The 26,268-nt window shown below is 50.7% G+C and carries 19 protein-coding genes; 2 read left to right on the plus strand and 17 right to left on the minus strand.

All coding sequences use genetic code 11. The features are described 5' to 3' along the window. Nucleotides 1–66 precede the first annotated feature (66 nt). The 11 genes from PKC29_10345 to PKC29_10395 all read right to left on the minus strand — a co-directional run bounded on the left by PKC29_10345 (nt 67) and on the right by PKC29_10395 (nt 13,803). A complete protein-coding gene (locus PKC29_10345; protein ID HML95816.1) occupies nt 67–1,332 on the minus strand; it encodes a glycosyltransferase family 4 protein in 1,266 nt (421 codons plus the stop codon). Next, entirely contained in the window at nt 1,329–2,456 is a 1,128-nt protein-coding gene (locus PKC29_10350) for a glycosyltransferase (GenBank protein HML95817.1), read from the minus strand. The genes PKC29_10345 and PKC29_10350 overlap by 4 nt, the downstream gene beginning before the upstream one ends. Nucleotides 2,457–2,501: 45 nt before the next feature. Next, a complete protein-coding gene (locus tag PKC29_10355) occupies nt 2,502–3,905 on the minus strand; it encodes an O-antigen ligase family protein (protein HML95818.1) in 1,404 nt (467 codons plus the stop codon). A gap of 43 nt (nt 3,906–3,948) precedes the next feature. After that, on the minus strand, nt 3,949–4,869 hold the full coding sequence (locus PKC29_10360; protein ID HML95819.1) for a glycosyltransferase: 921 nt from the start codon (nt 4,867–4,869) through the stop codon (nt 3,949–3,951). Between the two features lie 38 nt (nt 4,870–4,907). Continuing rightward, entirely contained in the window at nt 4,908–6,143 is a 1,236-nt protein-coding gene (locus PKC29_10365; protein ID HML95820.1) for a glycosyltransferase, read from the minus strand. A 41-nt stretch (nt 6,144–6,184) separates the two neighbouring features. Next, nucleotides 6,185–7,312, minus strand: coding sequence for a glycosyltransferase family 4 protein (locus PKC29_10370; GenBank protein ID HML95821.1), 1,128 nt, complete (start codon nt 7,310–7,312; stop codon nt 6,185–6,187). Between the two features lie 36 nt (nt 7,313–7,348). Next, the gene (locus tag PKC29_10375) at nt 7,349–8,158 is read right to left on the minus strand and encodes a polysaccharide deacetylase family protein (protein ID HML95822.1); all 810 of its coding nucleotides are present in this window, start codon (nt 8,156–8,158) and stop codon (nt 7,349–7,351) included. Nucleotides 8,159–8,607: 449 nt separating this feature from the next. Beyond that, nucleotides 8,608–9,633 carry a glycosyltransferase gene (locus tag PKC29_10380; GenBank protein HML95823.1) on the minus strand — a complete coding sequence of 342 codons (1,026 nt, stop codon included), beginning with the start codon at nt 9,631–9,633 and terminating at the stop codon, nt 8,608–8,610. Nucleotides 9,634–9,957: 324 nt separating this feature from the next. Beyond that, complete coding sequence (locus tag PKC29_10385) at nt 9,958–11,088, minus strand: GNAT family N-acetyltransferase (protein ID HML95824.1); 1,131 nt, start codon at nt 11,086–11,088, stop codon at nt 9,958–9,960. Between the two features lie 365 nt (nt 11,089–11,453). Continuing rightward, complete coding sequence (locus PKC29_10390; protein ID HML95825.1) at nt 11,454–12,620, minus strand: GNAT family N-acetyltransferase; 1,167 nt, start codon at nt 12,618–12,620, stop codon at nt 11,454–11,456. A 55-nt stretch (nt 12,621–12,675) separates the two neighbouring features. Next, entirely contained in the window at nt 12,676–13,803 is a 1,128-nt protein-coding gene (locus tag PKC29_10395) for a GNAT family N-acetyltransferase (GenBank protein HML95826.1), read from the minus strand. Between the two features lie 311 nt (nt 13,804–14,114). Here PKC29_10395 and PKC29_10400 point away from each other — a divergent pair, with 311 nt between their 5' ends. Further along, nucleotides 14,115–15,731, plus strand: coding sequence for a phosphotransferase (locus PKC29_10400; GenBank protein HML95827.1), 1,617 nt, complete (start codon nt 14,115–14,117; stop codon nt 15,729–15,731). 106 nt (nt 15,732–15,837) lie between these two features. On the opposite strand, the gene PKC29_10405 is transcribed toward PKC29_10400, so the two are convergent. Beyond that, nucleotides 15,838–17,139: an ABC transporter ATP-binding protein gene (locus PKC29_10405; GenBank protein ID HML95828.1), complete on the minus strand. Its 1,302-nt coding sequence runs from the start codon at nt 17,137–17,139 to the stop codon at nt 15,838–15,840. Nucleotide 17,140: 1 nt separating this feature from the next. Further along, a complete protein-coding gene (locus PKC29_10410) occupies nt 17,141–17,944 on the minus strand; it encodes an ABC transporter permease (GenBank protein HML95829.1) in 804 nt (267 codons plus the stop codon). A gap of 714 nt (nt 17,945–18,658) precedes the next feature. On the opposite strand from PKC29_10410, the gene PKC29_10415 reads away from it, so the two are divergent. Further along, a complete protein-coding gene (locus tag PKC29_10415) occupies nt 18,659–20,107 on the plus strand; it encodes a hypothetical protein (protein HML95830.1) in 1,449 nt (482 codons plus the stop codon). A 57-nt stretch (nt 20,108–20,164) separates the two neighbouring features. On the opposite strand, the gene PKC29_10420 is transcribed toward PKC29_10415, so the two are convergent. The 4 genes from PKC29_10420 to PKC29_10435 all read right to left on the minus strand — a co-directional run bounded on the left by PKC29_10420 (nt 20,165) and on the right by PKC29_10435 (nt 26,251). Next, nucleotides 20,165–21,547 (minus strand): O-antigen ligase family protein, encoded by a 1,383-nt coding sequence (locus tag PKC29_10420; protein ID HML95831.1) that lies wholly within the window; start codon nt 21,545–21,547, stop codon nt 20,165–20,167. 13 nt (nt 21,548–21,560) lie between these two features. Beyond that, nucleotides 21,561–22,787 carry a tetratricopeptide repeat protein gene (locus tag PKC29_10425; protein ID HML95832.1) on the minus strand — a complete coding sequence of 409 codons (1,227 nt, stop codon included), beginning with the start codon at nt 22,785–22,787 and terminating at the stop codon, nt 21,561–21,563. Nucleotides 22,788–22,861: 74 nt separating this feature from the next. Continuing rightward, nucleotides 22,862–25,135, minus strand: a complete 2,274-nt coding sequence (locus tag PKC29_10430) for a polysaccharide biosynthesis tyrosine autokinase (protein ID HML95833.1) — start codon at nt 25,133–25,135, stop codon at nt 22,862–22,864. A gap of 123 nt (nt 25,136–25,258) precedes the next feature. Beyond that, complete coding sequence (locus PKC29_10435; protein ID HML95834.1) at nt 25,259–26,251, minus strand: SLBB domain-containing protein; 993 nt, start codon at nt 26,249–26,251, stop codon at nt 25,259–25,261. Nucleotides 26,252–26,268: the final 17 nt, after the last annotated feature.

Below are 26,268 nucleotides of genomic sequence, written 5' to 3' on the forward strand. Positions count from 1 at the left end.
GTGAGACGAAGACCCCCATCCTCAGAATTCGGGATTTATTATTCGTATTAACAAGAGGCTTCCGGCTTATGTACTTTTCCCTCCGCCCGGTTTGTCGATGAGAGATCCGAGCAGGTTTATGTAGGTCGTCGCCTTGCCTTCTCGTGTAAAATTCGCGGTCACGTATTTCCTGCCGTTTTCGCCGAATTTTTTTCTGAGATCGGGGTTATTGTAAAGAGTCAGTATCGAATCGATCAGCCCCGCGGCGTCCTCGGGCGCGAAGGCGATTCCGCAGTCCGCTTTTTCGACGACGATGTTCCTCGTCTCGCCCACGGCGCCGACGACGATGGGCTTCCCGCAGGCCATGGGCTCGAAGACCTTGGCGAATATCGTTTTGTGAAGAAGGGGCTGGTTTATCGATAGGACGAGCGATATGTCGGAAGCGTTAAGGAACGCAGGGATCGAGGCTTTCGGCTGCGGGTCGAGGAACCTGACGTTATCCAGCCCCGAGTCCTTGCTGAGTTTGACGAGTCTTTCTTTGTCAGAGCCGCTGCCGACGAGCAGGAAAAGAAGCTCTGGTATCCTGCGCTTTAGTTCCGGAGCGGCCTTTAGTATGACCTCTGCTCCGTGTGTATATCCGATCGTGCCTATGTAGGTGACTACGAACCTGTCCCTGAGCCCGAGGTTCTCGATTGTTCCGGGATCGACCGCCTGGGGCTTGAAGAATTCCGTATCCACTGCATTTTCTATTATTTTGATTTTATCGGGCGAGACTCCCCTCGAGGAAACAATTTGGTCTTTGAAGGATTCCGTTACGACGACGATTAAATCGCTCTTGTCGTAAAGGGTCCTGGCTACCTTGTCGAAGAATCTGTACGTCAGCGAGCTCTCTTTGCCCGCACCTATAGCGGGAATGACCTCGGGCCATAGGTCCCTTACTTCAAAAACCAGGGGCATGCCCTTCAGCCGTGAAAGGAGGAGTCCCGTGAGCCCGATAAAGAGAGAAGGGGAGGTGGCGATCACGACCTGGGAACGTTTGAGAAAGAGTCCCGCCAGGGATGACGACAGGAAGAAGGATATATAATAAAGGATTCTCCTTACGGAGCTTCTGAGATGTGTCGGGAGAGAGAATGCCCTTACTACATTTATTCCGTCGATGGTTTCTCTATAGAAAAGCATCCTGCTTCTCGACTTATAATCCTTGTAGATTATGCCGTCCGGGTAATTCGGGAAAGAAGTCAGGACGGTTACGTCGTGGCCCCGGTTGACCCAGTACCTGGATAGTTCGTACACCCTCCCGGACGCTGCTCCCATTTCCGGATAGAACTGCTGAGATATGTAGAGGATTTTCATTCCTTCGCTACTCCTGCCGCTTCGAGGGACCTGTCGTAAAGCTTTTCGATATTGTTTACCATGATCTTATCCGTAAACTTGGCATTCAGGATGGAAAAACCCTCTTGTCCCATCCCGGACATTAGATTTACGTCCTCCGCGAGCTCGAGGATTTTGCCTGCCATGGATTTATAGTCGCCCGGTTCGACGAGAAATCCGTTGACGCCCTCCTGGACGACTTCGGGAATGCCGCCTGCGTTGGTCGATACCACCGGCTTGCGGAAAGCCATGTATTCGAGGAGCGCTATGCCCATGCCCTCTCTCCTGGAAGTGAGGCATCCTATATCGATTATCGGCAAGACCTCCCTGGGGTCGCCTACGAAGCCTGTGAATATTGTGTGGCTTTCTATGCCGAGGTCTTTCGACAGCCTTTGCATGGACGGTTTTGTTTTGCCGTCCCCGACCAGTAGAAAAGCGAATTCACCATGCGTTCTCAATATCTCCCGGGCGGCCAGCAAAAAGGTTTCGTGGTCTTTTTCGGGTGCGAAACGTGCTATAATCCCGACGACAACCTGCTCTTTTCGGATTCCGTACTTGCTCCTCGTTTCTTCTTCTGGGTTATGTATCGGATTATCGATACTGATGCCGTTGTATATGGTTACGCACTTTCCCGGGTCCGTCCCGATTCTCTGTATGAAAACCTCCCTTTCGTCGTTGGAGACGAATATGATTTTTTGTGACAGGCTGCCGACGATTCTGTCGAGCAGAAAGGAGCGCCATGTGTCGTAATCCTGTCCGTGCTTGTGTGCTATCAAGACCGGCACGCGGGCGATGGAGCCGACAATGCTCCCCCAGAGATTCGAGCCCAGATTATGCGAATGAATAATTTTAATTTTTTCTTCGTCGAGAAGATCGATAAGAGGCTTGAATTTGTGTACGTCCGAAAACCTGCGTCTTTTTAACAGCAGGTATCTTATGCCGTTTGCCCCGAGCTCTTCTTCGAGGCCCCCTCCTTCGCGCGTCGAGCAAAAGACCGGTAGATAGTTGCCCGATCTTTTAAGGCCAATGGCAATTTTTACCGCGACTCTTTCCGCACCTCCGACGGGGGATAAAGAATCGAGAAGGAAAAGGACTTTAACGGCCATGTGATATATGTTTTCGAGATTTTGCCGAGAGCACGGGAAGCTTCTTTATCCTCGATGTGTATTTACCGGAACTTTACTGTTCTCCAGGTTTCGGATGTTAAGCAAAACGGAGGAGAGGGTTATCATGAGCCATAGAATTTTGTTTATATCCGTGGAATAGAATAGCCCTACAGTGAGGAATGCGAAAAACCCCATCTCGAGCGCGTTGGAATACCGAGTAAGATAGAGACTGTTCGTGTTATGAAGAAGAAGGCCCGTCCGGGCTTTTCTGATGTCTCTCCATGTCATATAGAGGATGAGTATGAAGGGAATGAATCCCAGGAGCCCCGTCCCCGTGAGTACTTCGATAAACGTATTATGCGATATCTGTTTATAGATAGGGTTATTTAAAACAAATCCCCTGAAACCGACCCCGAGCAGGGGATGCTCCGCGAATAGTTGGGGAAACAGCTCGAAGTAGTAATAGTACCTTACGCTGAGCGAGCTTTCCTGGCGGACCGATTCCTTGCTCTCCAGTATCCTGAGGGTCTCGACGCGCGATATGATGTTCTCGCCGATTGTGTAGTAGACCACGATGAAACCCACGATCAGACATGGCACCAGTATAGCAAGCGTACGTGCTCTGTTTTTCCCCTGTATGAATTTGAACATGGCTATGACGCACAGTACGGAGAACGCGATAAAGCCGGACCTCGAGTATGTGAGCAGGAAGCCCGCGAAGAGGATGACGGCGAAGATGGTGAGCACCGTTTTCAACCCTTTGTTTCCGGTCGTAAAGATTATCGCGATAGAGAGTGGGATCAATACGAGAAGCATTCCGGCAAATTCATTCTGGTCGCCCCATAGCCCCCCATAGCGCTCGAGGCCGTTAGCCGTCACGACATCGCCATGACCGAGGAACATGGGGCTCAGTACAGATATCACCGTACCGGCAATCAGGGCGATGACCGCGTAATTAAGGGTCTTTATGTCCCTGATAAGCAGGGTCAGAACGAAATAGGAGATTATCAGCAGCCCCAGCTTGACCAGGTACCTGATGCTGTATGCAGGGTCTTTGGAAACGTAGATCGAGGCGATGGAAACCAGCCCGAATAGAATGATTAATAATGCTTTTTTATTTCTGAACGTCTCGCCGACATATCTAAGGGATCCGCTGGTAATTACGAGGAACACGAGGTATGCCCCTATGAGCTTGTTCAGTGTCGCCGTAACGTTTCCTTTAAATACGAATAATTCTTCGAGCGGTACGAGAAGAAAGAATATCGTTACGGCGACCCACGGCCTCGTGATGGTAATAAACCCGAACGGAATCATCAGGAAGCCGGCCAGTATAAGCTTTTTGGAGATGTCGGAATAGCCGAGCGCCAACCCGAGCACTACCGCCACTGCCAGGGAGGAGAGTACGATAAAAGTGGTGGGGTTAGCCTTGTAAAAATTTTCTCTGCTCATATTGTCTTGCGTACGACAAGAATAGGGGGCGCGTGGGCCGCTCTTATGCGGCGGCCGTCTTTTTCAGAGGAAAGTATCTTGCCCTTATCTCCTTTATCTTTTTGAAAGTTTCCGCTCCCATGCTGGAAATAGCCAGATTATAATAATATCTGACATCGTGGGGGTTGAGCTGTATCGCCTTGATGAGCGCTTTTCTGCCTTCGCTCATATTGCCGTTGTAGCAGTATGCGATTCCAAGCTTGAACAGGTGATTGCCGTAGGCTCTCTTGTTGCCGTTGAATGAATTGCTGTGTTTTGCGATAAGCCTTTCGAGCCCCCTGATTACGTTCAGGTTGTTGTTGCTGATCGAATTCTGATGAACGCGGTACCTTACCAGAGGCTCTTCTATGCAGTCGAATTCGAAAAGCGCGGATATGCGGATCCACATGTCGAAATCGCTTGCGCTCTTGAATTCGTGGTCGAACCGCCCGGCCTTCTCGAAACATGATTTTTTTACGACGAGGGAAGAAGTGACGATGAAATCGTTAAAGAGGAGTTCTTTGAATATATTGCCACTGTGCCGGGGGATTACCACTCTCTCCCTGCCGAGCCTGGTGTCGAGGAAGATCGCCCCCGTGAAAACGGCCCCTGTCTCTCGAGAGCTGCGGTCAAGCACATTTACCTGCTTTTCCAGCTTTTCGGGCAGCCATTCATCATCGTCGTCGAGAAAGGCTATGTATGCCCCCCTGGAGCTGTCGACCGCGTTGTTTCTGAGCTCGACCACACCGCTATTTTTTTCGTAACGCGTATATATGATTCTCGGGTCTGAAAAGCCGGCGACGGTATCCGTGGTATGATCGTTCGACGCGTCGTCGCATACCAGTAACTCGAAATCTGCGTACGTCTGGTCGAGCACGCTTTGAATCGCCGCTTTCAGTAAATCCGCGCGGTTATGTGTCGGTACAATGACGCTTACCTTCGGCATATCGTATTATATAGTATATGCTCAATTTGGGCCGCTGGTTATAGCCTTCCGTCGAGCATGTCCACTATGTGTTCCCTTATTCTTTTTATGACGTTTTGCCTGTCGTATATCTCTATAGTTTTCTCCCTCGCGGCAAGGCCTATTTTTTCACATAAATGCGAGTCACTGAGGAGGCTTACGCAGGCATCCGCGAATGTCTCCGGGTCGTCCCGTCTCAGTATCTCGGTCCCTTCCTCGAATTCCAGCCCCTCGGCGCCTATTGTTGTAGCGACTGTCGGTTTGCCGTAAGCTGCGGCCTCGATAATCTTGAACCGAGTCCCGCCGCCTACGAGAATAGGAACCGCGGTCGCCCGAACCCTTCTGTAGAGATCCGCCAGGTTGTCGACGAATCCCGGTGTTTCCACCCCCTCGGTGCCCGTAGTTTTAAGCCCCATCTTTTCCGCCGAAGTCCCGGCGATTATCAGCTTCGCCTGCGGCATTTTTTTTCTGACGAGCGGCCAGATGCGTTCCACGAGATAGTGTGCGGCGTCTACGTTCGGCTGGTATATCGAGCCGAGGAAAAGGAGATTGGGCTCGGGCGTAATCGGCTCGAGCCCGGGTATGTCGACTGCATTGGGCACGGTGACGACCCCGCTCAGCCCGTATTTTTCGTTCAGGTAGCCCCGGTCGAGCTCCGAGCAGACCGCCGTTTTGGATGCGAGCCTGATTGCGTTGTATTCTCCCCTGGTGAGCGAGGGGAGGAGGGAATAAAGGAGCTTGGTCTTGATGTTGCCCCGGCTTTCGATATAGCGTTTCAGAACGATATGCTCAATATCGTCCAGATCGAAAAAGATCGGGGGGAGCGGCTTTTTTGTCAGGAGGAGCGGGCACATGGACGAAAGCCTGTGGGCGAATATGACGTCGGGCTTCAGCCCGAGGCACTCCTCGACCGCGCGTACTTGTTCCTGGCTGCTGAATTCGATACGTCCCCTCTGTTTTGAAAAGCTGAAGATGCCCCTGGTAAACGATATCCATTTCATCAGCTCATTGTCCATGTTGAATTTGGACATCGGGTACAGGTAAAGCCTGACATCGGCATCCCACAGCCTGGTAATGAACTCTTTAAGCCCGGATATCCGTTCCTCGGAACAATCGTAATCGGGCGGGGTAAAGAACAGAACGTCGAGCTCGGCAATATCTTTAAACGCTTCTATGAAAGTGGCTATACGCTTAAAAGTGCCATGCACCTTCTGCGGGTCGTCGGGCAGGTATCTCGATATGAGTAGTATTTTCATGGGTTAATCCTGGATTTCCGAATCGTCATTTTCTCCTGTGTTTAATGGCCCGTGATTCCTTTCCTTCTGATTATTTCGGAGTAGATATCCGTTACGCCTTCGATCATTTTTTCCTGAGTGAAGCCGAGGTTTATGGTATCCCTTGCCGAAGCGGCGATTCTTTGGGCCAGCTGCCCGTCGGACAGGATGAGGTTTATCGCATCCGCCAAAGCTCTCGGGTCCCCGGGGGGGACCAGGAGACCGTTCTCCCGGTCGGTTATGAGATCGTTTATACCGTCGATGTCTGTCCCTATAACCGGTTTCGAAGCCGACATCGCCTCCATGACCGAGAGGGGGAGCCCCTCGAGTAAAGAGGGGAGAACGAAAATATCGCATGAATGGAGAAGGGCCGGTATGTCGTTTCTTCGTCCCAGGAAGATTATCCTGTCCGCTATATCGAGCTCGCGCGCGCGCTCCTCGAGATTGGCTCTCTCGGGGCCGTCCCCGGCCAGAAAAAAAAATGCGTTCGGAACCAGCGCGGCCGCTTCGATGAGGTATCCGATTCCCTTTAGCCTGTCCAGCCGCGCGACTGTCAGGACGGCCGGTTTCCGGTCGCCCTGTATCGCTTCTGACCGGGCGCAAGAGGCAAAATCCTCGGTGCGCACGGCATTATGAACGACGCTGACCTTTCCCTGTGGTATTGCCTTCTTCAATTGCTCAGCCTGGCTACGGGATACGGAGATGTACCGGTCGACCAGCATCGATACGAGCCTCTGATAAATGAACCTGATGTAGACCTTGTAAATCCTTCGTGCGCGGAATTTCTGGTAGGAGTGCTGAGTCGCCACGACGGCCTTTATGCCCGCAAGCCTCGCGCAAATAATGCCCGCGGTGCATTTGAGGTTCGAGACCAGCTGTGCGTGGAAAACGGCGGGGCGCAGTTGTTTAAGGGTTCCCACAAGTCTGTTGATCCCGCTTATATCTCCGAGCCCCTCGATCGCCGATACGGGTACGGTGCTTATGCCGAGGTCCCCGATTCTATCGACGAACGAGGCGATGCCGGAATGCTGCTGGTAGACCAGAACCGGCTCCCAGGAGCTCCGGTCGAGCTCGCTCAGAAGGTTGTAGAGCACTTGCTCCGCCCCGCCGAAGTCGCTGCTTTCCATGTAATAGACAACCCTGTATTTCATGGTTCCTGAATCCGGTTCGTCCCGGCGGGTACATGCCTAGTTGGTAGTAAGCCTAGCCCTTATTTTTCTTACCAGCCTTCCGACTCCACGCATCTTGCCGTGGGTGTACTGCCACCACCTCCGGGTCGTATTGTATTTGCCCTCGAAGTGGAGCTTTAGAAGGAAGTCGAGCATATTGTAATAACCCATGATGTCGACACGCGGCAGGAGGAGCATGTCGTCCCCCGGTCTCGAAAACCGTTCGTCCGTAGTACAGGCCGTGCGGTATCCCGCTTCCGCGGATATGTCTCTGACCTTTTGATTGTACGAGCCGTATGGATATGCCAGGTGGACTATTTCGTGACCGAGCTCGTCCTCGAGGATTTTCCGGGAATCGGTCAGCTCCCTGAAACAATCCTCCGGGCTTATCTCCGCGAGGTAGGGATGGCTCAGGCTATGGCTCCCGATTTCGAACCCGCTCGAATCGAGCTTTCTTGCAGCGTCCCAGCCGATTATCGGAAACTCGAAGCCCAGCTTGGGCACGAGCCAGTGGCTGTCCGTCCCTGCATAATCCGTAGGCATATAAAAGACCGCCGTAAACCCCTTTTCCTGAAGTATCGGTACCGCGTAGTCTATACAGTCCTGGTAGCAGTCGTCGAATGTGATAATTATCGGCTTTTTGGGCAGTGTCGATATTCCGTTCCTGTACTCTTCCAGCAGTGTGAGGCTGATCGGTGTGAAGCGAAGCAGTTTAAGGATGTCCATATGCAGGCCGAAGGTTTGAGGAGTCACGGAGCAGTCTATGAATCCCGGCTCTACATCGGGGGTGACCTGGTGATACATGAGTATTGGGATGTGAAAGCTCATAAGCGTTGCTATCTCTTCTTAATTTTTAGCGTTTAGTTCCTGCGGTAATGAGTCCGCTGTTTCTAGCGTCTATTTTTAAGAGCTTGTATAATGCTTTCGGCCGGCTCCTGGTTTCCTATTCCCCGCATACCTTCGCGGACTATCAGGATTTTATTCGGGGAAGACATTTTAAGCCGATTCTTCTTATCTATATAATCGTACCTTGAGAATTATACAGCTAAATACGGGCGATATATATGTGGCTTTGGCGACAGGTTTTTCGGGGGAGGGCCGTGGGGCCGTTTGCACCTCCTTCACGGGGGCCGGCGGCGGGGTGCGCCGGCGGCAAGGGCAACAGAGTAAATTCTACCGAGGTCGAAATGCAGACTCCGGGTGGGTTTAGGCCCGGGCATCGGCCACGAAAACCCACCGGACCGGGCCGATAGTTTGCCCCGGACCGTATACCCTGCCTATGCCGGAAGATTCCCGGGGGGAGCGGTCTTGGGTTTCTCGTACGACTTTATTCTGTAGAGGAGCTCTTCATTCTTTTTATCGCTTTTTATCGCGGACCAAACGCCAAGCCAGAATAAATAATCCATGGCAAGCGAGCATATCCTTCTCTGTCTCTCCGGGCTCGACCTGTCAAACAGGTTGACGAATGAGACCACGGCGCCGGTTGTGGCCGGAACCAGCAGGCTCGACCATATCAGGAGAAGACGAAGCGTGCGCCATTTCCACCCTGCGCTGTTATAGTTGCGGAAATTCAGCTCGGTGAAGGTCTCGGGATGCAGGTTGACCATGAGGACCGCCATCTTCCCCCCATTTATCGTTTTCCTCGCCAGGTCTTTGAAATTGTCCTCGTAGTGCTGTATGCAAAGGGCTTCGGGGCTGTATGCGAACTTTACTCCTGCCTTGACAAGCCGCTGCGCAAGCTCGATATCTTCGTATCCGTAAACTTTGAAAAGCTCGTTAAAAGCCCCTGCCTCGATTAAAACGTCGCGGCGAATCGAGAGATTCGCGCCGTAGAAATCCCATATGCGAAAATTGTAATTAGGAGCGGATATCTTTTCTTGCCGTGTGTTAAATTCGGCGGCGATATAGCGAGCGGCGAGCGTCGAAGATTCGTCGATGAAGATGGGCGCGGCCCCAATCACGCCGAGCATGGAATTGCGCGGGTGGGCCGCATAATGCGATTCCACGAGCCGGGGAGAGGGCTCCATATCGTCGTCCAGTATAATGAGCAATTCCCCCTCGGACGCTTTCACGCCGCGGTTGCATGCCGTCGCCCTGCCGGAGTTGGTTTCCCAGAGGCCCTTTAGCCTGAAGGGGGCGCTGAACTCTTCGACCATTTCACGCGTACCGTCGTCTGAACCGTCGATCGAAACTATGACTTCGAAACTTTCGGGAGGGAAGGTTTGCGCCGAGAGGGCCGTAAGCGCCCGCTTTACGGAATCGCGACGCTGGAATGTCGGTATAACCACGCTGACCTTTATCATTACGAGAACCGGTTCAAACTATGACGGGGGATATTCCGAAAACCGCTCCGCCTGAATAGTATTTTTGGGATGGAACTTTAGAAATCCTGTATTCCCGGCGATTTCGGGGGCTTTCTCCCATTCCTGTATATTTTAGCACCACTCTATTTAAATGGTATCCGGGTTTATCGTGCTTCATTCAAAGCCGCGGTCGAACCGCAGCCCTGCGTGTGTACATTCTAGCCGGGGGGAAGGAAGTCGGATACCGTTATCCCGGATGTCCGGTGAAATAGTTCAAAGCACCGTTTAGTAAATACAGGGATATATGTGTATACACGGATTTGATCAATAAATCATTTTCCTCATTTTTCTGTATCCCCTGTAAAGCTTTGCAGCGGCTTTCCTCATATTCAGTTTCATGCTCTTTCTTTGCACTGTAATATCCTGAATTTCGATATGATGGGTCGATAAGCTTTTCTTATATTCCTGTTCTCCATGCATGAAATCATACGAAAGCAGCCCTTTTTCCGCATTGTGTAGAATGGCGAAGTAGTCACAGACAAACCCCGGACGATAGCAATTGGCGGGGAGATAGCTGTACCCGCTGTCGGCGCAAAGGACCCTTCCGTCGTAGACGAAATTGTAAAGGCATCCTATGACATGATTCCCCGCCGATACTTTCAGGAGTTGTATTTCTCCATGCTCAAACCGGCTGGTGATAAGCTTTTTGTGTGAGTTAAGAACGTATTCGGTCGACAGGGATCCGGGCTGGTTGCGCTCGGCCCATCTTTTTTGGTGCAACTCGACCATCTCGTCGAACATCGTTAAGGCTTCGGGAACAGTCCCGGCTGTTTTTAAGGATATCTCCCCGATTTTCTCATATTCTTTAACGGCCCTACGTATTTTCTTTCTTCTGTTTCGGCTGATCAGCGCCAGGTAATCGTAGTTATTACGGCGGACCTCCTCCAAGTCTACGTAATATGATTTCTGGGAATTGATCGTTATTTTGTATTTGTGGTTCGCCGTGTTGTCCGGAGCCAGATTATGGTATATCGGTGAACATCTGACCATATGAAATTCGTCCCACGACTTTATAGGGATCTGATCGAGCAGCGACTCGAGAGACATTTCGACTTCCGTATCGACCAGGATTGAATTATATTCGATGAATGCCGCGTTATCGATGAGAGGAATCAGGGTTTGATTAAGCGCAACCTGCTGATACCTGAGAAACGTGCTTGTCGTGGATCCGGCAAAGAAAGCGATGACAGGGGATTCGTTCATGTAACCCACCACCAGCAAAAAATTACAGTCGGAGGGCAGGTTATCCAGCCATAATTCTTTCCGCGCCCATGAAAGATAATACGAATGAGGACATTTATTGATCATGGCTGTCCAGATATCCTTCACTGCGGCGCGTTGCGAAAACGGGTTGTAAAGTTTGAATATGATTCGGTCAGTATTTTTTATATTCATGATATAATCCAATCTATTCTACTTAAGATTTTATAAGCTCCGTGATATTAAATCAATGCCCTTTGTGAATCGTGAAAAAATACCGAAGTAGAATTCCCAAGCATGTTGGTTGTGTATGCACGAGACAAAGGATCACGTTGATTTAGCTTCAGTCATCGCTGACCCTGACATGGAGCTTATAAATAATACTACTCTTCCGGGCCGGTTACTATCGTCTAATTGGGCAGGAGGATTTCCGAAAACTCTCCGCGGCCCCCGCCCGGACGAAAGCTTCGGGCTAAATCCACACAGTTTATTATCGATTTCGGCGGAGGTGTGCGGAAGTGCATTGTGTCATTCTCCTGCCGAATCGACATATTTATCGCCTATGTTTTGCGCGCGGCTTCTTCGCCGGCATCGTCTTGCCCCTTTTCGCCCGCAGTAACATTTTCCTTCCTGAACATTCTCAGCAGCTTTGCCAGGTTGTTTTCTATCCTGAATTTGATATTCCTTTTATGAATGACCGTGGTCCGTATTTCGTTATAATTCGTTGACAGGCTCTCTTTATACTGCGCCTCTCCGTCCATGAAATCGTAGCTGCTCAGTCCGATATAGGCATTATGCAGTATCGAGTAGTAATGGCAAACTATGCCGGGGCTGTAAAGGTTTCCCGGAATATAATCAAACCCGCATTGCCCCCCAAGCACCTTTTGGTTGTAGACGATGGTGTATAGACATCCCAGCGTGTGGTCGCCGGCGGATATTTTAATCAGCTGGATTTCACCGTATTCGAAACGCTTCGAAACCAGATCTTTGTTAAAGTCTATAATGTATTCACTTGAAAAAACCCCACGGGATCCGCGCTCCGTCCATCTTTTTTGATGCAGCATGATTAACTCGTCGAGTATTTCCAGCGCCTCCTCGACAGTTTCGGCGATTCGTATCCGTATTTCCCCTATTTTTTCGTATTCTTTAATGGTCCTTCGTATTTTGCTCCTTCTTTTTTGGCTGAGTAGGGCCAGGTAATCGTAATTGTTCCGACGGATTTTCTCTAAATCTACATAGTATGATCTGGCCTGTTCCGTTTTTACATCATATTTCTTGTTTAAGTTCCCGTTCATGATTATGTTCGGCTGGTATATCGACGAGCATCTCGTCATAAGGAATTCATCCCATTCGAGAGGTATCCCTTCGAGTATAGACTCGAGGGATATTTCGATTTTCGGGTCGATCAGCATCGAGTTATATTCGATGTAAACCGAGTCGAAGTGTGGAATCAGCGTTTGATTGAGTGCAAGCTGTCTGAATTTGAGAAACCTGTGCCGGGTTGTCGTTCGGGAACCGAGAAAGAAAGCAATGACCGGAGATTCGTTCGAGTAGCCCACAGCCAGAAAGAGCTTACAGTCGGTCGGCAAGCTTTTCAGCCATAGCTCTGTCCAGGGCCATGCGAGATAATAGGAATGCGGGCATTTGTTCAACAGGTCGGCCCAGATTTCCTTCACGGTGCCGAATTGTGAAAAAGGGTTGTACAGTTTAAAAACGATTGAGTTCATATTTCCCTAATCATGGAGCCGTTCCAATCGCTTTTGCCTGTATGAAATCGCCGAATCAATGCTTTTTCCCCGACCTGATGGCGTCTATAACGCTCGCCGCCCTGTATTTCATATCTCTTTTCCGGATTGTAATGGTTTGCATCTCGTTATGATCGGTCGAGAGGGATTTTCTATAGCTATCGTCTCCTTCGAGGAAATCGTAGCTGTTAAGGCCCAACCTGGCATTATGCATGATTGCAAAACTGTGACAGACCAGCCCCGATCTGTATAAATTGCCCGGCAAGTAATTGAACCCACATATATAAAAATATACCTTCCCCTCGTAAATCAGATTGTAGATACATCCGAGGACGTGGGCGCCGGCGGATACTTTGATTAGTTGAATTTCTCCGTGTTCAAAACGTCGGGAGATCAGATTTTTATGGAAGTCGATTATATACGAGTCCGACAGGGCGCCGGTGTGCCCTTCTTCCGTCCATGTTTTCTGGTGTATTTCCGTTAGCTCGTCGAATAATGCGAGCGCCTCGTCGGTGTTCGCCGCTATAGCGATCTCGATCGCCCCGAATTTTTCGTATTCTTTGATCGAGCGGCGAATTTGCTGTCGCCTGTTTGGGCTCAAGAGACCGAAGTAATCGTCGTCGTTGCTGCGGATTTTATTCAAATCGACATAAAAGGATTCACACGTGTGGATTTCCAAATGATATTTTTTATCCAAATCGTCATCTATGATTAAGTTAGGCTGGAAAACCGGAGAACATCTCAGAATGCTGAATTCATCCCATGATTTTACAGGGAGATTTTCCAACAGGGAGCCCAGGGTTATTGTGATTTCAGGGTCGATCAGGATTCCGTTGTATTCGATCCATATTATATCTATATTTGGAATGAAAGTTTGATTGATTGAAAGTTTTCGGAACTTAAAGAGTCTGTGCCGGGTTGTGGTTTGGGCCCCCAAAAAGAAGGCCACTACCGGCGATTTGTTTATGAAACCGGCTACAAGAGATAAGCTGCAGTTATCGGGCAGGCTTTTTATCCATAGCTCTGTCCACGGCCAGGCGAGATAATAAGAATGTGGACATTTTTTTAACATGGATGTCCAGATTTCTTTTACGTCGTCGAATTGGGAAAAGGGGCTGTATAGTTTAAACGCTATATCATCTACGTGATTATTCAATCTTCTCATTGCCGGACTAAATCGTATGGATTTAAGTGTTCGTTTATGGTAGACCCGAATATTAGGCTGAAAAATACCCTGCGTGCCGTAAAAGATTCGTAATGAACTATAATTATAGCAACATGCCGGGAAAATGGATAGTGTCCGAAAAAGGACTTTATACGCATTCCATGAAGAGAGACCCTGGGTACTTCATGCCCTGCCTCATGTCTTGACGCCGGCAATTCTGAATGTAATGAAATCGTGAACCCCGATTACAATGGAGGGCCCTAAACATAAGCCGGAACGGATCAGAAGCATCGTCTAGTGAAAAGATTGAGTTGGTTTTAAGAAGGGCGGATTGGCGTTTTTTGCTCCGCGACCCGAATCCCTCAAAAAGCGTCGTATTCGGGGAAGGAGCCCTGGCGGATGCTGCCGCCATGATATCGGGAACAATCGTCGGGTCGGGAGAAAGCCGTCACAGGAATGACTGCGACCTCGCCGTCGCTACCGAACCCGATTACAAGACCCTCGAGGAAGCATGGTCGTATCTGAAGCCCGGGGGGGCCGTTTATGCAGAATGGATCCTGAACCCGTTATCCGGAACGAACGATATCAGAAAAAAATTGGAATCCTTGGGATTCCGGGATGTAAAGTTCTATCTGCCAAAGCCTTCTCCGTTTAATTCGCCGCCCGCGATGTGGGTCCCGCTGGAGAATAAGGGAGCAATCGACTTCGTCGGTTACATCGATAAAACCGAGGACTTTTTCAGGCGGATGATTAAGGGGATGCGCCTCTTTCTCTGGTCGTTGAGACCGAAATTGTTCGCGCTCTATCCATGGTTTATAAGTCTTGAGCCGGGAAAGTTCGTGGTTTGTTCAGTCGCGGTCAAACCTGCCGGGAACGGCATGCTGGAGAAGACCGCCGCTCCCGAGTCTCTTTCCGGGGCCGGCGCATCGGCGGCCGGTTTGCAGGGCGTTATTGCCGCTTGTTCGGAAGGGCCGGGCCTCCAATCGGGATCGGAAGATGCGTCTATTTTCATCTTGTCCATAAGAGAAAGCATAGAGAAGGCTCTGCTGTTTATTTTCTCGGAAGAGGGTCTTGAGCCTTATATGGTGGTTAAAATAGCACGGACCAGAGAGCCGGATCTCGTATTGGATAACGGGGCACGGTTTCTGAAGGAAATCAACGAAAAATTCGATGACATAACGGGAATCCCGAGGATATTGTTTGTAGGACGCGTCTCGGGACTCTTCGCTGTGGCGGAAACGTTCATTGGCGGCATACAATCTTCGAGGGCCGTAAATAAATCCAATTATGAAGAATTGGCCATGAATGCAACTTCGTGGCTTGCTGATTTCGGCATGAAATCAAAAGTGGAAGCTTCGAGAAGCTGTGTATTCGACCGGATAATAAGGCCGGAACTTGAGAAAATCGAAATTATAACGAACCAAGTGCTGACGCCGGATGAGGCCCGGCGGACCAGGGATATAATCGAAAGCCTGGAACTGCCGTTCCTCGTTTGCCATCATGGGGATTTCGCTCCTCTGAATGTTCATATAAGCTCGAAGGGAGAACTAGGGGTTGTCGATTGGGACGACGGCCGATTCCACGGCATTCCGGCTTTTGACCTGATATTCTTTTTGACCTACCTGAATTTTCATCTCTATCGCGCCTGGAATTCGGGCAATTTCCTGGACTGCTACAGGAGGATGCTGGATTCCTCTTCTTTTACCGGCCGTATTTTTCAATCTTGCCTGGATCTATATAGAGATTCTTTGGGTATATCGGCGGAGGCCATGGACAGATTACGCCTGTTAACCTGGGTAACCAAATCTTTAGGATATCTGGATACCGATATACCCCGCTCGCAAGCGATAGAAGATATAAAGACGGGTTTTTCTCTTTCCCTGTGGAGGGAGGAGCTGAGGCGCTTCGGCTCGCTTTATGACGAATAGATTATAATTCGCATCCCCCGGGTGGGATAACCAAACGGTTTTCCGACCCCGTGCTTGAAGAAAAATCGAATGGCCGGTTTATAATGCGAGATGTGTTTCGTTATAGCTAATTCGCTGTCTCGTCCTCGAGGACGAACCTGTATTTATTAATGTTGATGGACTGTTTTCTGGTCGGGATTTTTCCCGTTCCGTAAAAATCTTCCGTGGCTACATGGAAAACCGCAGCCCCGTCCAGGCCGTAAGAGGAGGCTTTATTTATTCTTAGCTCTACGTCCAGAGTGCATTCCCCCGGGGAAATCAGTATGGGTTCTGTCAGGCATGCAATTCTTCCCGACGGCGGAAGCACTTCCGGAAGATCGTCTGAAATCTTGCTGTCGAATCGGAATAATATGATATTCGTGTTGCTGTCCTTGATTTCGATAATCACCTGGAGACCCGAGATATTGCCTTCGCTCTCGTAGTCGATTTGAATGTTCAGCTTGCTGCCGGCCGTTATAGGTTTTTCTCTATCGGCGTTCTCGACCTTGAGAGAGGTTATTTTTATCTGTCTGTTTCCGAACGCATCTCTTCTTTCGTCAATCGGAACATCAAGGGTTTGATGTGTTTTCTGGATATAGGCCCGGATAATTTCGTCGGTCGGTCCTTCGGACAGGATTCTTCCGCTATCCAGTAAGATTGTCCTCTGACATAATGATTGTACCGCAGTGAGGTCATGGCTGATAAAGAGGACTGTCCTGCCCTCGGATGAGGCTATGTTATCGATCTTACCCAGGCATTTTTTTTGAAATGCGGCGTCTCCGACGGCAAGAACCTCGTCGAGCAGCAATATGTCGGGCTCAAGATGCGCTGCAACTGAAAATCCGAGGCGGACACGCATACCGGAAGAATAGTATTTTACGGGCGTATCTATGAACTGGTCTATGCCCGAGAAATCAACGATTTCGTCGAATTTGCGCTCGATCTCGCGTCTTTTCATTCCCAGGATAGCCCCGTTGAGATATATGTTCTCTTTCCCTGTGAGCTCCGGATGAAACCCGGTCCCGACCTCGAGAAGAGAGCCTATCCGGCCGTAGATTTCAATCCTTCCCTCTGTCGGCTCCGTTATCCCGGAGATCAGCTTTAGGAGGGTGCTTTTCCCCGCGCCGTTGTTCCCGATTATTCCTATTATCTCGCCCTTTTTGACCTCGAACGAGACGTCTTTCAGGGACCATATGAAGTTTTGTGTATTACGGGCGCCGCCGTTGTGGTATATGCCGGGGCCCGTATCCCCGGCGGTTTTTTCCCTGAATTTTGACAGGACGCTCGATGTAAAGCCGATGATGCTTTCCCGCAAGGTGCCGTACTGTATTCTCTCACCGATGCTGTATCGTTTTCCTATCTTTATGACTTTTATGGCAAGTTCGCTCATATCAGATTATGTCCGCGAAAGTTCTTTCCATGCGTTTGAAGTAAATCAAGCCCCCGATCAGGAGTACTATTACGATAACTATCGAGGCTGTTATCAGCGCCCAGTCCTGGCCTGTTTGTCCGAGCAAGGCCCATCTGAACCCCTCGACTACACCGGCCATAGGGTTCAGGCCGTAAATTACCCGCCATTTTTCCGGTACCAGGCTGCTCGGGTAGGCGATGGGCGTCAGGAATAGCCAGAGCTGTGTGAGGAATGGGATGGTATAACGCACGTCTCTGTATTTTACGTTGATAGCCGATAACCAGAGGCTGATCGCGAACGAAGTGGCCACGGCAAGGAGAATAAAAAGCGGCAGCGATAGTATGGCTAAAGTCGGTTTTATGTCGTAGTAAATCATCATACATATGAAAACGATGAAAGCTACGGCGAAATCGACAAGCCCGCCCAATATGGACGACAAGGGCATTGCCAGCCTGGGGAAATATATTTTCGTTATGAGGCCGCTGTTATTTACGAGGCTGTTGCTGGAGTTGGTCACGCTATTTGCAAAAAACTGCCACGGCAGCAGCGCTGCGAACGAGAAAATCGGGTAGGGCACACCGTCCGATTGTATCTTCGCCAGGTTGCCGAAGAAAATGGTAAAAACGACCATGGTTAAAAACGGCTGGAGGACAGCCCATATAACCCCGAGAGCCGTTTGTTTGTAGCGTACTTTGAGGTCTCGCCATGTGAGAAAATATATGAGCTCGTGGAATTCCAGAAGCTCCTTCAGCTTGAGTGATAGTCCCTTACTGGGTTCGTACACTGCAAAAGGTTTATCCTGAAGGGAATCCCGTTCTTTCAGGGGGTCTTTTGAGGGCGCCCTCTTTTTATGTTCGATTATATCGGACGTAGTGTCTATTTCAGGCATCTATTAATTGAATTAATTAAGGTTAAAGTTCGAATACGAAATCCATCAAGACGTGAGCTTATAGAATTATAATGCGAAAATGCGGATTATAAAGCGCTGTGCCGAGAACATTATCGGGCAAAGCAGATTTTGCCTGGGCAGGCGCGGAATATGAAGTTTGGATGATTTTTTAAAAATTCCTTAACAAATTTTATCGAGTGGACGTATAATGATATATGTGCAAACCAGCAAGTCGGCGGGCATTAAAACATATAGTGTTCGGGCATTAAAACATATAGTGTTATTGTATAATTACAGAATATTTAGATGAGTCAGTATGTTACTCACAATCTATCGCGCTGCCGGGGTGAATGTGCCGCCCGGCTACTATGAGTGGATGGGGTCAATACAGGGTGGACCGGGTTGAAAGCTCAAAAGTGCACGCTATAATTCGTATTATAATTGTTCGTTCGGTAAATGATCGCTGTGCAATCATGGCGTCTGGGCCCATGAATCGGCGCAGTGTCGGTTCGGAGGTTTTTCGGTGTAGCTTGACGGTTATTTTGGCTTGAGGGCTATACACCTATTAATGGGGTTATATCTATGCAGTACCTGAACAGTAAAGAATCAATGTATTTCATCGCGGCTTTCTTCATCGTCGCCGCTCTCGTGCCGCTCTTATGCCGTTTGGCGTTTATTACCGGCTTCGTCGATATGCCCGAGGGCCGGAAGCGGCACGATAACGCCGTACCCCCGGTCGGCGGTCTCGCGATTTTCCCGGTATTCATGGCCTTGCTTTATTATTCCGGGGTGCTCCAGGTATCCCCGTGGGTATACATCGGGCTTACGATTCTGCTGGTTGTCGGGGTGCTGGACGATGTGCGCGCGCTATCGGCTTCGTTCAAGTTTGTAGTTCAAATCGTCGTGGCGTTTCTGCTGGTCGTTCCGGGCGGAATAAGGGTTGACGACCTGGGGGATTTACTGGGGCTCGGTCCTCTCTGGCTCTCGTGGGTATCCATACCTTTTACCATAATAGCCGTGGTGCTCGTCGTTAACGCCATTAACCTGATTGACGGCCTGGACGGGCTCGCGGGAGGGTTCGGTTTTGTAATTACGTTCTGGCTCGCCGTCTGCTGCTATCTGTCGGGCCAGTCTGACAGACTCATGGCCGTATTAATACTCGCCGGCGCACTGCTGGGGTTCCTGGCCTATAACATGCGGCATCCTTTACGTCAGCGGGCTACGGCATTTCTCGGTAACTCGGGGAGCCAGTGTCTCGGGCTCGTCCTTGCGTGGCTTCTGATCAAGTTCTCCCAAATGGGGCATGGCGGGGCGATTATACGGCCGATTACGGTCGCATGGCTCCTGGCGCTGCCTATATACGATGCCTGCGGACAGTTTGCCAGACGGGTGAGCCTCGGACGTCATCCGTTCGACCCCGACAGGCACCATTTTCATCATCATTTTCTGTATGCGGGGCTGACCGATGCTCAGGCCACCGCAGCTATCCTCCTGATCGTTTTTGTGACCGGGCTTATAGGGGTGGGGGGGGTGCTGCTGGATGTTCCCGAGGGCGTCCTCACCTATCTCTGGATAGTATTTCTCTTGCTTCACATTTACATGTCGATGCGGCCGCTGAGATATCTCGAAATCCTGCTACCTTTGAACGGCAAGAGTGTAGATAATGTTATCGGCCAGCTGATCCTGGAGTCCGGCGTGATAAACGAGTCCCAACTCCTGGAGGTTCTGGAGCACCAGGGGAAATTCGGCGGAAGGATAGGCGAGCTGCTCGTCGAGAAGGGATACATATCCAAGCCCAGGCTCGAATATTTCCTCAATCTCCAGGTTGTCAGGAACGCCACGAAGCGCAAGTTAAATAGAAGCAGGAGAGATATGCTGCTGGGTGAGATAATGCTGGCCGACAAGGTAATAACAAACGATCAGCTGGAAGAGGCCCTCAGCTGTCAGCGGCTAAACGGGGGCTGGATCGGCCAGATATTGATAGGTTTGGGTTATGTTACGGAATCGGGTTTGAAGGAGTGCCTGGACAGGCAGAGCTCCGTAAGAACTGGTGGTTAGCTTCTTCTACGCTCGAATCTTATTTATCCCGCCCGGGGCAACGAATACCCCCCGCTGTCAGTGCTCGCCCTTGATTTGCTCGGATAGCCTTGCGGCCAGAGCGAACAGGAACGTGAAGTAATAGGCATTGGCCGGAATCTGGAATGTGAATTCCGTGATCGCGTGCGCGAACATCCCCACCATCCCGCTGACTGCCCCCAGCAGGATGTAGTAGCGGTAGGGGTCTTGCTCGGGAATTGCATACTTTTCGTTTGCGGCCAGCCTTCGGAAGTAGGCGATCAGGGCCCAGAAGACCAGAATAAATCCGATTAGTCCCGTCTCACACGCGAGCTCAATGTAATCGTTATGAGCGTGGTCGTACACGTGGGCCCAGTACGCTTCCTTTTTATATACAGTGTAGGCCAGGCTGAAATTGCCGAGACCGACTCCCAGGAGAGGGAAGTCCTTGATCATATCCACGCTGTCCTTCCATATGTAGGTGCGGTTGGGAGCATCTTCTCCGGTTTCAGTGAATTTGTCGAGAACCGGATCCAGCCCGATCCATATGGAGTATACGAGGATAATCAGGAGGAAGCTGCCCAGAAGCCATTCGTTGGACCTGCTTTTCTTGCTCCGCTGTATGAGCATGTAGAAGAAGAATATAGAGGCCGCGAACGACAGTATGGCTCCCCTCGACTGGGCGAGTATAAGGCTTATGGCCATGAGAGACGCCGAGAAGAATACGATAAGCTGGCTCGAGCCGGGCAGCTTGAGCCCCCACCGGCTGATCTCGGTTCCGTGCCGTGTGTAGAGATAGAGCATATACCCCATGAAGAGGGGAATTACCAGGACCAGAAGACCTGCGAAATGATTGGGGTTGACGTAGGTCCCGGAAGCCGGCACCGTCGTGCCGCTGCTTATATACTGAAGGAGTCCGATCAGGGATTCTATCATGGCGACGGTAAATATTATCCAGAAGAATCTTCTTATCTGTCTCTTTGTCCGTATGAAATCTGCGGTTACGAGGAAGAACGCAGCGTAGGAGAGATAGAGGAGGAATTTCTGGCTCGTCACGAACGGATAAATGCTTATGGTGTTTCCGAGATTGACGCCGCCTCCGAATATATGCCTGAGAGCTTCGCTTTTACTTTGCCAGAGCGCGGCTGTGTGGGGAGATATCAAGCCGAGTATCGCTTCGGGGAGCTCTATCGTTTGAATCATGATAAGGATGAAAAAGAGCCCCATCGGTATATATAGAGGTGACGGCATGAGACGGATTCGCCCTCTCAGTATCTTCCCGATCAGCCAGATGCCGAAGGTTATAAACGATACAATTTCGAAGAGGGAGACCGACCACGTCTCGACGTTCCCGAACGGCAGCGGCGACAATAAAATAAGTGCAAGCCCGACGTTGATAACGAGCGGGATCAGTTTTTCGATGATGAATGGCTTAAATAGCATTGGTCCGAGCCCTTCACAGCTGTTTTTCCAGCTTGACGTTATCTATCCAAACGGTTCCGCTGATTTTCCTGTCGAGATCGTTATCCGGCCGGCGTCTTAGTCTGATTACGAGATAATCGCAGTCCGGGGGAGTTTTAAACGAGGTCGAGACCTCGTGCCAATCGGATGTCCCGATGACTTGACCGGTACGGGCGTCCAGGCTGCCGTGACCCCAGCAGGATACATCCCAGAAAAGTCCATTACGTGTGGACAGTCCTTTACTTTTCATATCGGAGCTCAGCTTGTAATCGGAATTCCCGTAGGCCGGCACGATCTGGCGTAGATGGTTGAAATCTACATTTTTACTCCCGTCAAAATCTATTTTTAATGAATATCCTTTACTGTCGGTATTCCTGGTTCTCGTGATGTTCACGCCCTCGACTTTTCCTCTCCTCCAGTCGAATCCGGAGGACGTAATCTCTTTTTCAAAACCCCCGTTCCACACTCCCTGCCAATCCCCCAATCGGTCGGCCCAGGCGTCCTTCGCCGCCTGCAGCTTGTTTTCTATAATAAGAAAAGAGACATATCTCTGGAATATATCCTCGGGGATTTCGGCAGTATCCGACAGTTTTCCCCAGGCCCGCTCCGCTTCGGAAACCCTTCGTGTGCTGATCAGGAAATGAAGATACTCGGGGAGGGCGTTATCCGGGATAGCCCTCCATATCTTGTCTTCGTTCCTGAGGGACTGCCAAAGGACGGGAAACGCTTTAAAGCGCCTCCTGGGATCGCTGGCGAGCACGGACCGTGTGTTGCTGACGAGGGCCTCCTCGTTCCCCAGCTTCGAGGCCAGCATGGCCGCCCCCCATCTCAGGGATACGACGCCCGGGGCGAGGTCCGTGGCCTGGTTGAGTGCGAAAAGGGATTCCTCTTTTCTCCCGTCCATGAAAAGGGAATCGGCCAGATAAAACCAGTAAGCGTAGTTGAGCGGATTGAGCTCAAGGGCCTTTTGATAGAGGGGATATACCTGGCTGCCGGCGCCGCCGGCGTCGTAACTGTCGTAAAACTGTGCGAGCAGGAAATAAAATTCGGAGTTGTTCTTTTCGACCGCCAGGGCTTTCTTGAACCCGTACGGAGGGGGATCGCCGGCGTATACATATGACATCCAGCCCCTGGCGGAGCTCAATACGAGGAAGAACGATACGATTACTGTAACAAGAATAAGGGCGCGCTGGAGCAGCCTGGAACGAATTTTGATATCCATAGATCGATAATTCTCACTGCCATACATGCAGATGAAATGACAGGAAGACTTCCGGGTCGGCCGTAAATAATGACTTAAATTAAATTCAGCTCGTCCGGATCACTTTTGACCTTGGGCTTTGCCGGCGAGATTTTCTTCTTTTCTTCGTTGTCGCCGTAATAATAATTGTACGACTTGTAGTAATAGCTGTTCTGGTTGAGCTCTATGCCGTTCACTATTACACCGAGGAAGTTCGCTCTAAGGTTCCATAGCTTGTCTATGAGGTCCCTGATCGAATTCTTTGGTGTTTTGCCCGCTCTGACTACTATGGCCACTCCGTCTACGAGGCTGGACAGTATGTGCGAATCGACGAAACCCAAAGCAGGCGGGCCGTCCACTATTATGTAGTCGTACGTCTCGGTCAGGTCATGGATCAAATCCCTCATCTGGTTCGACCCGAGAAGCTCCGCGGGGTTGATAGGTATGGGGCCGACCGGCAGGATGTAGAGGTTCGGTATCTCTCCGTGTGATATTACGTCTTGTAAATTGGCATTCCCGGTCAGGTAGCTGCTCAGACCGCTGCCGTTGTTTCCGAGAACCGATCCGATCCTCGGTCTACGGAGATCGGCTTCGAGTAGAAGAACCCTGCTTCCGGCCTGGGCAAAGGACGAAGCCAGATTGATGGATACGGTTGTCTTCCCTTCGGCGGGGAAGCAGCTCGTAACGAGTATCGAGCGCGGCGGCTTTCCGGGCGTAGAAAGGAGTAGCGACGTTCTTATGGTCCTGAACGCCTCGGCTATATGGGACCTCGGGTCCATGAGGAACGTTTTTTCTACAGGGGAAGCCAGGGCCTGAGCCTGGCTGGCTTCGAAAACCCCCCCGAGGACCGGGTACTTCAGTTTGTCGCGTATCTCTTCGGGGGTTTTGATCGTGTTATCGAAGTATTCGATGAGGAATGCTATGAATACACCGCCTCCGAGGCCTATGATGCAGGCGAAGATGAGGGTCAGCGGTACGTTGGGCTTGAACGGGAAGAGGGGTATCTGGGCATAGTCGACGACCTGTATGTTGCTGGCCTTTATGGCGGACGATACTTCGGTTTCCTTCAGTCTCTGCAGGAGCGAGTTGTATATAGTCTCGTTGGATTGCACTTCGCGCTTGAGGATGTTGTACTCAATAGATTTGTCGTTGAGAGCGGACGCCAGGACTTTTTGCTTTTCGTAGCTCTCTCTGAGTGATTCTTCTTTCTTGAGCGCGGCTTCGTAGTCCGATTTCACCGAGCTGGCGACGCTGTTCTCGGCCTCGTCTATCTTCCTCTGGAGCTCGGCTACCCTGGCCCCGAGCTCTTTTAACTTCGGATAGCCGGATTTGAAAGTTGCACTCATCTGGCTGTATTCCGATTTGGCCCTTGCGTGCTCCGCCTTGAGGTTCTGGATATAGGGGTCGTTCACGACGAGGGGCAGCGAGCCGGTGTTTCCCGCCATGACGTGCTTGTAAAGCGATTCCTTTTCAATCCTCTGGGTCTCCGCCTTGGCGAGCGCGTCGTTGAGCTCGGCGAAGGTGTGATACGTTATGTTCATATTTTGTTCGAGAGAGACTATGTCGTTATTCTTGGCGAAGGTGTTGAGCCTCTCTTCGGACTGCTCGAGGTGAGTTTGTGCCTGCTCGATCTGCTTTTTCAGGAAATCCCTTCCCTGCTTGGTTGCGTCGAGCTTCCTGTTCAGAAGCCATTCGATGTATGTGTCGGCGAGCGTGTTGGCCGCATCCGCCGCGAGCTTCCTGTCGTGCGCTTCGAAGCTTATATCGACCAGGCGTGAATTGCCGATCGGGTTTATGGTCAGGTTGCCTACGAATGCGTTGACCAGTGCGTCCTGCCTGGATATTTCGCTGAGATCGAACTCGGCCTCCCCGGACTCGGGCTCGCTTACCGACGGGCTGAAAAGGTTCTTGATGCCGTCGAAACCGTCTTCAATCGCGCCGATAGTGCCCGAAATTATACGCGAGAGGATATTTGACTTCCTGTTTTCGAAATCGTATTCCGGGTACGAAGCCAGGTTGAGCTTATCGGCAACCTGTTTGGCGAGAGCCTTGCTTTTGAGGAGAAGGTACTGTGTTTCGTAGAATTCCGCCGACTGATTCTCGACCTCGACTACCTGGTCGAAGCTGACGACTTTGGGGTTTTCGAGCGATATTTCGAGCTTGGCGGTGGCCTTGTACAAGGGCTCGGTCAGCATCGTGCTCAAAAGGGCCGTTACCAGCACTATCGCGAAGAAGACGATAATAATCTTTTTCCGTCTTAACACCACATCTATGTATCTCTGTATGGTGTTTTCTTCTTCCAGGGGGTAGGCCCTGATGATGTCCGGCACTGGCGGCGTATAAGCCTTTACCGATCTATTTTCGTCATTCGGGACAAGGCTCTGTCCCCTATTCCCATCGTCTGGTGGTCTATTGTTGTTTTCCATTTTACTCTTTGGTAAGTCCCCTTCCGGTTATTGAACCCCCATGCTGAACGGCGGGAAGAATAGACCGAGTTTTATAGCGTCGAAGAAACTCTTAAATGCACTCTTGCCAACAACTACAACATCCTGATCCTCGATTACCATGTCCGCCATTTCCCCTTCATTAATGGATTCGAGGTTGATGGGGAGCACCTCCACCCGCCCGTCTCTATTCCTTAAAAGCCTGACATCGGAGGCCTTTGCGGTCTTGTCCATGCCGCCCGCCGCCGTCACGGCCTGGCTCACGGTCATGTCGTCCGTTATCGGGTATGTGCCCGGTTTCATGACTGCGCCGTCGACGTATACGACCCCGGCTTCGGGCACATATACTACGTCTCCCATGTTTATCGGCACGTTTAGACTGGCGTCGCCCTTGTCGAGAAGCTCGCCCAGGTCTACCTGTACGGATTGCTCGCCGCCGTCACCCGTTTTTCTGGTGACGTAGACGGTGTCGCTCGCCTTTTCGCCGAGCCCGCCCGCGAGCGCCAGCGCGTCAAGGAGAGTGCCCTTGCCGAGAAGCTCGTAAGTGCCGGGATTCTTTACGCTTCCTATTACGGCAACCCTCTGGCTCCTGTATTCCTTAACGGAAACGATCACGTGTGGGTTGTGCATGTAGTTTTCGGTCAGCATCTCGGTTATCCTGCTTTCGGCTTCCTGGGGAGTGTCCCCCCCTACGTCAACCTTGCCTATCAGTGGAAACGTTATGGCATTCTGGCTGCTGACCCTGGCTTCCGTGTTGAGATCGGGGGCTTCGAGCACCTCGATTGCGAGGAGATCTCCCGGGCCTATTCTGTAATCGACGGACGACGACGTGGAGAAGGTTTCCTGTATGAGCTTACGGTTGAGCTCCTGGTTTTCCTTGTTAACTTCCCTCGTAGCCTGGGGAATCGTGTAGCTCCCGCTATGGGAAGATCCGCCGCCGCAGGCGTACATCAATGCCAGGGAAAAAATTGCCGCTGATAAAATGGTTATTTTCTTGAACATGCAAGCACACCTTTCTT

This window comes from Thermodesulfobacteriota bacterium, assembly GCA_035325995.1.
GTDB lineage: Bacteria > Desulfobacterota_D > UBA1144 > Nemesobacterales > UBA2774 > JADLGH01.

Coding starts and splice junctions, on each gene's coding strand:
- PKC29_10345 (HML95816.1), bottom strand. CDS start 1,332: ATGAAAATCCTCTACATATCTCAGCAGTTCTATCCGGAAATGGGAGCA.
- PKC29_10350 (HML95817.1), bottom strand. CDS start 2,456: ATGGCCGTTAAAGTCCTTTTCCTTCTCGATTCTTTATCCCCCGTCGGA.
- PKC29_10355 (HML95818.1), bottom strand. CDS start 3,905: ATGAGCAGAGAAAATTTTTACAAGGCTAACCCCACCACTTTTATCGTA.
- PKC29_10360 (HML95819.1), bottom strand. CDS start 4,869: ATGCCGAAGGTAAGCGTCATTGTACCGACACATAACCGCGCGGATTTA.
- PKC29_10365 (HML95820.1), bottom strand. CDS start 6,143: ATGAAAATACTACTCATATCGAGATACCTGCCCGACGACCCGCAGAAG.
- PKC29_10370 (HML95821.1), bottom strand. CDS start 7,312: ATGAAATACAGGGTTGTCTATTACATGGAAAGCAGCGACTTCGGCGGG.
- PKC29_10375 (HML95822.1), bottom strand. CDS start 8,158: ATGAGCTTTCACATCCCAATACTCATGTATCACCAGGTCACCCCCGAT.
- PKC29_10380 (HML95823.1), bottom strand. CDS start 9,633: ATGATAAAGGTCAGCGTGGTTATACCGACATTCCAGCGTCGCGATTCC.
- PKC29_10385 (HML95824.1), bottom strand. CDS start 11,088: ATGAATATAAAAAATACTGACCGAATCATATTCAAACTTTACAACCCG.
- PKC29_10390 (HML95825.1), bottom strand. CDS start 12,620: ATGAACTCAATCGTTTTTAAACTGTACAACCCTTTTTCACAATTCGGC.
- PKC29_10395 (HML95826.1), bottom strand. CDS start 13,803: ATGAGAAGATTGAATAATCACGTAGATGATATAGCGTTTAAACTATAC.
- PKC29_10405 (HML95828.1), bottom strand. CDS start 17,139: ATGAGCGAACTTGCCATAAAAGTCATAAAGATAGGAAAACGATACAGC.
- PKC29_10415 (HML95830.1), top strand. CDS start 18,659: ATGTATTTCATCGCGGCTTTCTTCATCGTCGCCGCTCTCGTGCCGCTC.
- PKC29_10420 (HML95831.1), bottom strand. CDS start 21,547: ATGCTATTTAAGCCATTCATCATCGAAAAACTGATCCCGCTCGTTATC.
- PKC29_10425 (HML95832.1), bottom strand. CDS start 22,787: ATGGATATCAAAATTCGTTCCAGGCTGCTCCAGCGCGCCCTTATTCTT.
- PKC29_10435 (HML95834.1), bottom strand. CDS start 26,251: ATGTTCAAGAAAATAACCATTTTATCAGCGGCAATTTTTTCCCTGGCA.